Origin of the sequence: Parasedimentitalea huanghaiensis, assembly GCF_009753675.1 — a bacterium.
Taxonomy (GTDB): domain Bacteria; phylum Pseudomonadota; class Alphaproteobacteria; order Rhodobacterales; family Rhodobacteraceae; genus Parasedimentitalea; species Parasedimentitalea huanghaiensis.
The window spans coordinates 172,126-182,405 of sequence record NZ_WQLV01000009.1; the positions used below are offsets into that span (position 1 = coordinate 172,126).

The 10,280-nt window shown below is 54.9% G+C and carries 10 protein-coding genes and 1 tRNA gene; 6 read left to right on the forward strand and 5 right to left on the reverse strand.

All coding sequences use genetic code 11. The annotated features are described in order from the left end of the window. Positions 1-7: 7 nt before the first annotated feature. Positions 8-694: a rhomboid family intramembrane serine protease gene (locus GO984_RS15545; protein WP_157023533.1), complete on the reverse strand. Its 687-nt coding sequence runs from the start codon at positions 692-694 to the stop codon at positions 8-10. 125 nt (positions 695-819) lie between these two features. Here GO984_RS15545 and trpS point away from each other — a divergent pair, with 125 nt between their 5' ends. Together trpS and GO984_RS15555 are read left to right on the forward strand one after the other, a co-directional pair. Further along, positions 820-1,848, forward strand: a complete 1,029-nt coding sequence (gene trpS, locus GO984_RS15550) for a tryptophan--tRNA ligase (RefSeq protein ID WP_157023554.1) — start codon at positions 820-822, stop codon at positions 1,846-1,848. A 58-nt stretch (positions 1,849-1,906) separates the two neighbouring features. After that, complete coding sequence (locus GO984_RS15555; protein WP_127750132.1) at positions 1,907-2,113, forward strand: cold-shock protein; 207 nt, start codon at positions 1,907-1,909, stop codon at positions 2,111-2,113. Between the two features lie 168 nt (positions 2,114-2,281). Here the strand turns inward: GO984_RS15555 and GO984_RS15560 are convergent, their stop codons facing one another. The 4 genes from GO984_RS15560 to paaG are packed head-to-tail and all read right to left on the reverse strand — an operon-like array spanning position 2,282 to position 5,422. Continuing rightward, the gene (locus GO984_RS15560) at positions 2,282-2,878 is read right to left on the reverse strand and encodes a TetR/AcrR family transcriptional regulator (protein WP_157023534.1); all 597 of its coding nucleotides are present in this window, start codon (positions 2,876-2,878) and stop codon (positions 2,282-2,284) included. A 4-nt stretch (positions 2,879-2,882) separates the two neighbouring features. After that, entirely contained in the window at positions 2,883-4,193 is a 1,311-nt protein-coding gene (paaK, locus tag GO984_RS15565; protein WP_157023535.1) for a phenylacetate--CoA ligase PaaK, read from the reverse strand. A gap of 15 nt (positions 4,194-4,208) precedes the next feature. After that, on the reverse strand, positions 4,209-4,634 hold the full coding sequence (gene paaI / locus GO984_RS15570; RefSeq protein WP_157023555.1) for a hydroxyphenylacetyl-CoA thioesterase PaaI: 426 nt from the start codon (positions 4,632-4,634) through the stop codon (positions 4,209-4,211). A 2-nt stretch (positions 4,635-4,636) separates the two neighbouring features. Further along, entirely contained in the window at positions 4,637-5,422 is a 786-nt protein-coding gene (gene paaG, locus GO984_RS15575; RefSeq protein WP_157023536.1) for a 2-(1,2-epoxy-1,2-dihydrophenyl)acetyl-CoA isomerase PaaG, read from the reverse strand. A 122-nt stretch (positions 5,423-5,544) separates the two neighbouring features. Between paaG and paaZ the strand changes: the two genes are divergently transcribed. The 4 genes from paaZ to GO984_RS15595 all read left to right on the forward strand — a co-directional run bounded on the left by paaZ (position 5,545) and on the right by GO984_RS15595 (position 9,673). After that, the gene (gene paaZ, locus GO984_RS15580) at positions 5,545-7,575 is read left to right on the forward strand and encodes a phenylacetic acid degradation bifunctional protein PaaZ (RefSeq protein ID WP_157023537.1); all 2,031 of its coding nucleotides are present in this window, start codon (positions 5,545-5,547) and stop codon (positions 7,573-7,575) included. A gap of 96 nt (positions 7,576-7,671) precedes the next feature. Further along, positions 7,672-8,475, forward strand: a complete 804-nt coding sequence (locus GO984_RS15585; RefSeq protein ID WP_157023538.1) for a PaaX family transcriptional regulator C-terminal domain-containing protein — start codon at positions 7,672-7,674, stop codon at positions 8,473-8,475. A 27-nt stretch (positions 8,476-8,502) separates the two neighbouring features. Then, entirely contained in the window at positions 8,503-9,459 is a 957-nt protein-coding gene (locus GO984_RS15590) for an alpha/beta fold hydrolase (protein ID WP_157023539.1), read from the forward strand. 137 nt (positions 9,460-9,596) lie between these two features. Continuing rightward, positions 9,597-9,673, forward strand: a tRNA-Met gene (locus tag GO984_RS15595). The last annotated feature ends 607 nt before the right edge of the window (positions 9,674-10,280 follow it).

The following is a 10,280-nucleotide window of genomic DNA, read 5'->3' on the forward strand; positions in this document are numbered from 1 at the left end:
CACCATCTTAGTCGCGGCGGATATTGCTTCGAATGCGGGCCCAACCGCCCGGAGCAAGGAAAAATGACAGCCCAAATCCAGTTGCAAACCCCGCCAAATCCGCAACCCAGTCCTTTTGGCCACCAAACAGCAGACCAAACAGCAGCTGAATCCCCATCAGGAAAGCAATCAGTGTAAAGGCACGGCTTTGCTGGGCGCCAACCAGCGCCAAAGATCGCCAAAGTAGATAGGTAAAGGCTCCGATCAACCCGTAGACCGCAGGAAAGCCACCGTAGAGCCACTGGGATGAGTTCACCAATAGCGCATAACCCAGCGCCCCACCGATACCAGAGAGCAAAAAGATCACGACCATGGCGAGATTTCCCATGACTTCACCAACCATTTTGCCCATGGCCAAAACAAACACACAGACAAACAACGCCTGGGTAAAGGCCCCATGCACAAAGGTGTAGGACACAAATCGCATCATGTGCTCAGCTGGCCAGCGATCCGTTTCCCACATCGACCAGAAGAGTTCGCTGTGAAAGCCGTAGGTGTGCAGGGCATCTAGCCGCCACCCAATCGCGCCGGGGCCACCAATGATGCCACGTGCGCCGAGGGAAAACACCAGCTCAATCCCCATGATGAACAAAGCCAGCGCCACCACGGCAGGGGGAAGCGTATTAACCGGAGATGGATTGGGGTCGCTGCTCATTTCAATAACTCCTTGGCCACTTGTGGCTGTTCTTTAACCATCTCAGGACGTGCCGCCTGTTGACGATAGCTGATCCCATGGGTAAGGCACCTGAGATCGTAATTCCAGACGGGAGTTATCGCCAGATGAGCGAAACCAGTTTTACCCCGCGTGTGTTCTCGGGCATTCAGCCGTCCGGCAACCTGCACCTGGGCAACTACTTGGGCGCAATCAAGCGCTTTGTCGATATGCAGGGCTCGGATTTCGAGACCGTTTATTGCATGGTGGACATGCATGCGATCACCGTCTGGCAAAACCCCCAGGATCTGATGAAATCCACCCGCGAGTTGTGCGCCGGTTTCATCGCCAGTGGCATCGACCCAGAGCAATCAATCCTGATCAATCAGAGCCAGGTCCCTGAGCACGCCCAACTGGCGTGGATTTTCAATTGCATCGCCCGCATGGGCTGGATGCAGCGGATGACACAGTTTAAGGACAAGGCCGGTAAAAACTCACAGAACGCCTCATTGGGGCTGTTTGCTTACCCAGCGCTGATGGCCGCGGACATTCTGGTTTACCACGCCACCCACGTGCCCGTGGGCGACGATCAGAAACAACATCTGGAGCTGACCCGCGACATCGCGGCCAAGTTCAACCATGACTATGGCGTTGATTTCTTCCCGATGACCGAGCCGGTGATCAAAGGTGCCGCTACACGGGTGATGAGCCTGCGAGATGGGTCGAAGAAAATGTCAAAGTCAGATGCGTCAGATGCAAGCCGTATCAACATGACAGATGACGCGGACACATTGGCCAAAAAGATCCGCAAGGCGAAAACTGATCCGGATGCACTGCCAAGTGAAGCAAAGGGTCTGGAAGAGCGCCCCGAGGCACGCAATCTCGTCAATATCTATGCTGCACTAAATGACCAAAGCGTCGATGCCGTGCTGACCGAGGTTGGCGGAAAACAATTTGGCGAATTCAAGCCGATGCTGGCTGATCTGGCGGTTGCCAAGCTTGCTCCGATAGCGGCAGAAATGGCAAGATTGATGAATGAACAAACAGAGATTGACCGCATACTGTCTCGTGGTGCAGAACGGGCGCGAGACATCACTGCGCCGATTCTGCGCAAGACATATGACATTGTGGGTATGGTTCCGCCTACCACATTGTAATAACTGAACGACAACAAGCCCTTACACGTTGTTTGGGCGACATACTGGAGAAAATCGGATGGCTAACGGCACCGTAAAATGGTTTAACGCAACTAAAGGTTTCGGCTTTATTGAGCCAGAAGCAGGCGGAAAAGACGTGTTTGTACACATTTCTGCTGTTGAGCGTTCGGGCCTGAACGGCCTCAACGACAACCAGAAAGTTTCCTACGAGCTGGAAACTGGCCGTGATGGCAAAGAATCTGCTGGTTCGCTGAAACTGCTGTAATTCAGTTTCTTGCAGCTTGAGCTGCAGACATTTAGAAGCCGCCCTTTTCAAGGGCGGCTTCTTTCATTTCATGAAAGCACAAATAGATCTTAAACAGAGCCCTGCCCCCCCGAAAATGACGGAATAGCCATTGGTGGTATTGGGAGCAACGGAAGTGACTGTTAGCGATCAGATTCCGCTTACACCGTTCAGCGTTAAGCTAGAAACCATACTGGCATAGTCTTCCCGCGCCTGAGATCCTGCACCTGAATTCCACATATAATACCAATTTAGCATACCAAACACTGACATCGTCGCCGCACGCAACTTGGCTGCATCATGATCAAAAATCTGTGGTGCCGCTCTGCGCAGGGTATCACTCATGTACTGAACCAATTCGCGCTGGTAGCCCCTGAGTAGGGCCTGTTGGTCCTCTGGTAGAGCTGCCATAGCACTAATCTGCACCTGATGTTCATGATCGGCCCCCTGATAGGCCTGCAGTATTCCAGAAACGATCCGGTGCAACTGCTGATCTGGCGTCAAGCCCTGTAGGTCCAGCCCACAAACCCGGTCGCGCAGGTCACGCAGGTAACTGTCGAGAATGTCAAAAAGGATGGCATCTTTACTATCGTAGTAGTGGTAAATATTGGCCTTTGAGATCCCACATTCACGCGCAAGCTGGGTCATTGAAGCGCGGTCAAACCCCTGCTCCGCAAATACCTTGGCTGCGGATTTCAGGATTTGTTCACGCTTCTGATCATGGTCCTTAGCTATCGTTCGGGCCATTTTGTTACCCTTTATGGCGGTTATCAACAACTCGGACGGCCTTACCCTGCGACCGCGCAACAGATCCGGGATCGCCGGTGATCACCTCGGTCGAAACACCTACTATATCCTTGATCCGTTTAGTCAACATTCGTGCCGCCGCGGTTTTTGACAGTTCATTTGCCGCATTAGGTTCTGCCTCAACATATACACGCATCGCATCCATACGTCCGGATTTATACAGCTCGATCTGGAAATAGGGGGCCAAGCCACCGGTAGCCATCACCTGCTCTTCGATCTGAGTCGGGAACACGTTCACACCACGCAGGATAATCATGTCATCGCTACGCCCGGTGATCTTCTCCATCCGCCGCATCGAACGTGCTGTCCCTGGCAACAACCGGGTTAGGTCACGGGTGCGGTAGCGTACCATTGGCAGCCCCTCTTTGGTGAGAGTTGTGAAGACCAATTCACCCATCTCGCCGTCCTCAACCACCTCGCCAGTTGCAGGGTCAATGATCTCGGGATAAAAATGATCTTCCCAGATGTGCAGCCCATCTTTGGTTTCAACGCATTCATTGGCGACACCGGGGCCCATGATTTCAGACAGTCCGTAGATGTCCACCGCGTGCATATCAAAGGCCGCTTCGACCTCTTGCCGCATGGCATTGGTCCAGGGTTCCGCGCCAAAAATGCCCACTGAAAGCGACGAGTCGCGTGGATCAAGGCCCTGCTTGTGAAACTGCTCTAGGATATTCAGCATGTAGGATGGCGTGACCATGATGCCGTCGGGTTTGAAATCAGTGATCAGGCCAACCTGTTTTTCGGTCTGCCCGCCGCCCATTGGCACCACCGTAGCCCCAAGCCGTTCGATGCCGTAATGCGCCCCTAGGCCACCCGTAAACAGCCCATATCCATAGGCGTTGTGGATCATATCGCCGCGGCGCAATCCCGAGGCGCGCAGTGAGCGTGCAAGCAGGTCAGCCCAGTTGCTGATGTCATTGGCTGTATAGCCCACCACGGTTGCCTTACCTGTGGTCCCCGACGACGCGTGCAGCCGCATGATCTGCTCACGCGGCACCGCAAACAGGCCAAAGGGATAGTTGTCACGCAGGTCGTTTTTGTAGGTGAATGGGAACTTGGACAGGTCCGATAGCGACTGCAAGTCGTCAGGGTGGACGCCCGCTTCGTCGAACCGTTGCTTATACATCGGGACGTTGTCATAGGCGTGGCGCAACGACCATTTCATCCGCTCCAACTGAAGGGTACGGATTTCGTCAATCGAGGCGATTTCAATCGGTTCCAGATCGGATTTTTGGGGGCTCAGGTCTTTCATGGCGTCGTCCTCATTCTATTCATCAAATAGCTGACCCTTGATCGCGCGGGAGAAACCCCGAAATTCTGCGATCTTCTGGCCAGTCTGATTGGTCACTGTCACGTCATAGATCCCACTACGTCCAGTCAGCGAGACCTCGCTGGCGCTGGCCGTCAACCGGTCACCCAGCTGGCCCGGCGCAGTAAAGCTAATCATGTTATGCTGCGCCACCGTGGATTGGTTACGGCTATTGCAGGCAAAGGCGAAGGCGCTATCGGCGAGCATGAACGTGACGCCACCGTGGCAGATGCCGTGGCCGTTGCAATGCTGTTGCGCCACAGTCAGTTCCAAAGTGGCAACACCTTCATCCATATGGGTGATCTCCATCCCCGCCCATTTGGAGGCGTGATCTTCGGCCCACATGGCAGCGGCAGATTTTTCAGCCCTTAGTTTTGGTGTCATCATCATTTGCCCTTAAACACGGGTGCGCGCTTTTGCAGGAAGGAGGCGACACCTTCAGCATAATCTGCGCTTTCACCACAGGTTTTCATCGCATCTGCTTCAATTTCCAGCTGATCACTCAGGCTATTGGTGGCCGAGGCCTGAATGGTCATTTTAGTCAGCCCCAAACCCAACGTCGGGCCATTGGCTAACTTTTCCGCCAAGGCGCGCGCCTGGGCCATCAAATTAGCGTCAGGATAGGCATTCCAGATCAAACCCCAGTCCACGGCCTTCTGGGCGGGCAAAGGCTCGCCAGTCAGAGCCAAGCCTTTGGCACGGGCCTCGCCCAGCAAATGCGGCAAATGCCAACTGCCACCGGTGTCGGGGATCAATCCAACCTTAGAGAACGACTGAATGAACTTGGCACTTTCAGAGGCCAGCACCAAATCACAGGCCAAGGCCAAATTTGCCCCGGCCCCAGCAGCAACGCCATTCACCGCACAGATCACTGGAAATTCCAGCGACCGGATCAGCCGTACCAGAGGCGCGTAAAACGTACGCACCGTGTTGCCCAAATCCGGCGGACCATCTAACTTGGACGGATCACGGTCACCCAAATCCTGCCCGGCGCAAAATCCGCGCCCTGCTCCGGTCAGCAGCACCGCGCGAGCGCCACCATCACGGGCAGTTTCCAGTGCTGCGCGCAGGGCATAGTGCATCTCGTCGTTAAAGGCATTCAAACGATCCGGACGATTAAGGGTGATTTCCACCCAGGTTCCGTGATCCTCTGTCAGAATTGACGCGGTCATATGACTATCCCCTATCTATGCGCAGTGCCCTAATGGCCGTTTTGACAAATTTCTTGCATAAACCGACCGGTTGGTCAATATATTCCGCAACCCTACCAACTCTCACGTTCAAGGAGCGCGACATGAGCATTCAACAGGTTTCCAGTTTTGCCGCGGGCCAATGGATCACCCCCGGTGCCGGGGCGCGCAACATCGCGAGCGCCATCACCGGTGACGTCATCGCAGCCGCCGGTAACGACGCGCTGGATGTGCAATCCATGCTCGATCACGCCCGTAGTGTTGGTGGCCCCGCTCTACGAGCACTAACATTCCATGACCGTGCCCGAATGCTCAAAGCACTGGCCGGTCATCTAAATCAGCACAAACAGGCTCTATACGAGGCGTCTTTTGACACTGGCGCGACCCAAAATGATCACATCATCGATGTGGATGGCGGAATTGGCACCATGTTTGTGTTTGCCTCTAAAGGGCGACGGGAAATGCCCGATGGGCAAGTCTATCTGGATGGAGACGTCGAACAGCTTAGCCGCCACGGAACCTTTCTAGGCCAGCATATTTGCACACCGCTGCAGGGTGTTGCCGTCCATATCAACGCTTTCAATTTCCCGGTTTGGGGTATGTTGGAAAAACTGGCCCCGACCCTGCTGGCTGGCGTTCCGGCAATTGTGAAGCCTGCCACCAACAGTTGCTATGTCACAGAGCTGGCAGTGCGGTTGATGCTGGACAGCGGCATCTTACCGCTTGGCGCGCTGCAATTGGTTTCAGGCGGGCTTGGCAATATGCTGGACCATCTGGGCATGATGGATGTGGTCAGTTTTACCGGATCAGCCAACACCGCGCTGAAACTACGATCTAACCCGGTGATCCTTGAAAACTCGGTCCGGTTTGTCGCAGAACAGGACAGCCTGAACGGTTCGATCCTAGGCCCGGATGCCACCCCCGGAACGCCAGAGTTTGACTTGTTTATCAAAGAAGTCAGCCGAGAGATGACCACTAAGGCGGGTCAGAAATGTACTGCCGTCCGCCGCATCATCGCCCCCGATGCGCAGGTCGAAGCAGTTATCGAAGCGCTGTCAGCCCGATTGGCAAAGACCACAATTGGTGATCCTCGACTGGACAGCACCCGGATGGGCGCACTGGTCAGCAACAGTCAAAAGCGTGACGTGCTGGAGAAAGCCGTGATCATCGGTCAAGAAGCCACTCGGGTTTACGGAGACCCTGATAATTTCGCCGTTGATGGAGCTGATGCCAACAAGGGCGCCTTTGTTCCGCCAATGCTGTTCCATTGCGCAGACCCGGATAATGCCCAGCGCGTCCACGATACCGAAGCCTTTGGCCCTGTCTCTACCGTGATGGGCTACCGCGATGTCGATCATGCTGTGGAGCTAGTGAACAAGGGTCAGGGCTCGCTGGTGGCCTCCGTCATCACCCACGATCCGGAAGTGGCCCGTCAGGTTGCATTGGGCGCGGGTGCATATCACGGGCGTCTGTATTTCAACAACCGGGACTCGATGAAGGAATCAACCGGCCACGGTTCTCCCCTGCCCCATATGGTCCACGGCGGCCCCGGTCGTGCAGGTGGTGGCGAAGAATTGGGCGGCGTACGAGGTGTGATGCATTACATGCAGCGTACCGCCATTCAGGGCTCACCCGACATTCTGTCAGCCATTGGCCAGACGTGGGTTCCCGGTGGCACCGAAATCAAAGGTCCAGCCCATCCGTTCACACGCAATTTTGGCGAGCTGGCGATTGGTGAAACCCTGCACAGCCCTTCGCGTATTGTCACACTTCAAGACATCGAAACCTTCGCCAATTTTACCGGCGATACGTTTTATGCCCACATGGACGATGACGCCGCCAAGCGGAACCCGTTCTTCCCTGGGCGGGTGGCACATGGCTATCTACTGCTGTCCTTTGCCGCAGGACTGTTTGTTGAACCAAATGAGGGCCCGGTGCTGGCCAATACCGGATTAGACAATCTACGTTTCATGAAACCAGTTTCGGCGGGTGACAGCATCAAAGTTCGCCTGACCGTCAAGAAAAAGACCCCCCGTAATGACGAGTACGGCGAAGTGCGTTGGCATGTCACCCTGACCAATCAGGACGACGAACAGGTGGCTGAATACGAATTGCTGACTATGAACGCGTTCTAAGCGCAGAGCGTTTCATACCCTCACAGGCTGAACAACAGACGACCTATGATCGTAATTAGGCTGGTCTCCCCCCAAGGGGAGACCTACATAGGTCACATGACACATACAGATAACCCGTGCTTTGAAACCAGTGTTAACCTATTGAACGACCCGCAGAACCAGCGGGTTTGGTCGATTATCATTTCGCTTTTTGGCGACATGGCGCAACAACCCAAAGACCAAATCAGTGGCGGCGCACTGACCCGTGTTATTACACCTTTGGGTATTAAACCCGAAGCAATCAGGGTTGCCCTGCACCGGCTTCGTAAAGATGGCTGGATTGAAAGCGTTCGCTCTGGACGGGCCTCGGTTCATTACCTAACCGAGTTTGGCCGCACCCAATGCGCCGCGGTTACGCCGCGGATCTATGCTCGTGAACCGGGGGCACCGCAAAGCTGGCATCTATTGATTGCCGCCGAGACCTGTGGTCAGGCTGCGTTGGACGAGGCGCTGCTGCTGCCGGGCTATATTGCAGTTAACCGCACCACAGCATTGGGGTTTGGTCCAAAACCCGGAAAAACTCAGGATCTTCTGGCGCTGGATGCAGATAATTTGACTTTACCAAACTGGTTTAAAACTCAGCTGTTTCCTGCCGATTTATCAAATTCCTGTGCCGCCCTGCTAAAAGCAGTCAATGCGATCCCTGACCCAGCGCCGGATCTGAACTCAGCGCAGGTTGCCACGTTGCGTACGCTGATCGTGCACCGCTGGCGTCGTGTTGTGCTGCGCCACCCTGATTTGCCTGCCAATTTTCACCCAGCAGGCTGGGTTGGTGAGGCTTGCCAAAGAAGGGTGTTTTCCTTGCTCGACCAACTGCCCCGTCCCGTTTTGGCTGACTTGTGCGAAACCCCAGAAATTTGACCAACTGCCACCAATCGGAGCCTGGCTATGACTGTTATTAACTCTCTTGCCCTGGCCGGGTTGGCACTGCCGGCAGCTTTTTTGTCAGCTTCACATCTAAAAACCCGCCGTTTGGCGCGCAGGGCTGAAACCTTGGTGCCGCCCGTTGGTCAGTTGCAAATGATACCCGGTGGCTCAATCCACTATGTTGAAATGGGCCCGCGAGAGGCTCCGCCACTGGTGTTGATCCATGGGCTGTCAGGACAGTTGCAGCATTTCACCTATGCCCTCGCGGAGCTGCTGGCACCTGATTTTCGCGTTATCATCCTGGACCGCCCCGGCTGTGGCTATTCAACTCTCAATCAGGATCATCTCGCTACTCTGTCCGAACAGGCGCGGATGATCCAAAGCTTTCTGGACCTGCGCAGTGTAGACCAGCCAATTCTATGTGGCCATTCGCTGGGTGGCGCGATTGCACTGGCAATGGCACTCAACGCACCACAGAAAATACGAGGGCTAGCACTGTTGGCGCCGCTGACCCATCCGGTTGCTGATGCTGGCAGTTTTAGGGGGTTAATCATACATTCCCCATTTATGCGCCGCCTAATTGCTCAGACGGTTGCAATCCCTGCCGCGCAACGCACTGCCGCCGAAGTTCTGCAGCAGATTTTCGCCCCCTCCGCCTGCCCCGAGGATTTCCTGATCCAAGCGGGGGGCGCGCTTGGTTTACGTCCCAAAAGTTTCGTAGCCGCATCAGCCGACGCCACGCTGGCCAGCGCTGGCATTGGGGAACAATCCCCTCGTTATGCCTCTGAGCTAAAGACACCCGGCGCGATCTTGTTTGGCTCCCAAGATGCGGTCCTTGACGCAAAGACAAATGGGAACGCGATGGAACAATATGGCCTGCACTGCGAGACCGAGCCCAACCAGGGGCATATGCTGCCAATCACCGCACCCGCCCGGTGCAACCAGTTCATCCGGGACACTGTCGACAGTCGGTGCTGAGCCCAAACGCCCGTCATTTCCAGCCAGCTGCAGGCCTCGCTTCACCCCAGTCAGAAAAACACACCGCAATGCCCATTTGCAGTACTTTCTCTCTTGACCCCGCCCCGTGAACCTCCTAAATCGCCTGCACACGGCGTGGCGGTATAGCTCAGTTGGTTAGAGCAGCGGAATCATAATCCGCGTGTCCGGGGTTCAAGTCCCTGTACCGCCACCAAATACTTCATAAATATCAGCAGCTTAACGCGTAGATTCGCGTGACCAGGAATATCCAGATAAGTTACACACTGTTACGCACCGAAAAGGCGGAGACAGGTGGCTAAAACGTCCAAGAATCAAGTGTCTAAGCTGAAACATATCCGAGCAGGTCTCGCGATTTATCAGACAGGCAGAAGTCCGTTCTGGCAGCTTCGGATCTGGGACAATGTTTCGAAGAAGTACATTCGGCGATCTACCAAAGAAACCAGTCGCTTAGACGCAATCGAAGCGGCTACGGAATTTGCAGATTCGAATCGTCGCAAAGCTGATCCCAATCAGGCAGTTAATAAAGACCGTAGCTTCGAAGCCTACGCAAAGAAATTCGACGCGTTTAACAAGGCGAAGAACGGCAATTCGCGCTCGTATTCTGATGGTCGCAAAATCCTGTTTCGTGAGAGCGATGGCTTAATCTCATACTTCGGCAAGCACGATGTCGGGAAAATCACGTCCGGAGTGATGCGAGATTTTCTTGTGCATCTCGACTCCCAATGGACCTGTCGCGCTTTCGTGCCGCCCCAAGTGCTCGTTTAAGCCACCATCCGTTCGAAGGCGACTGGGCTTTTCCA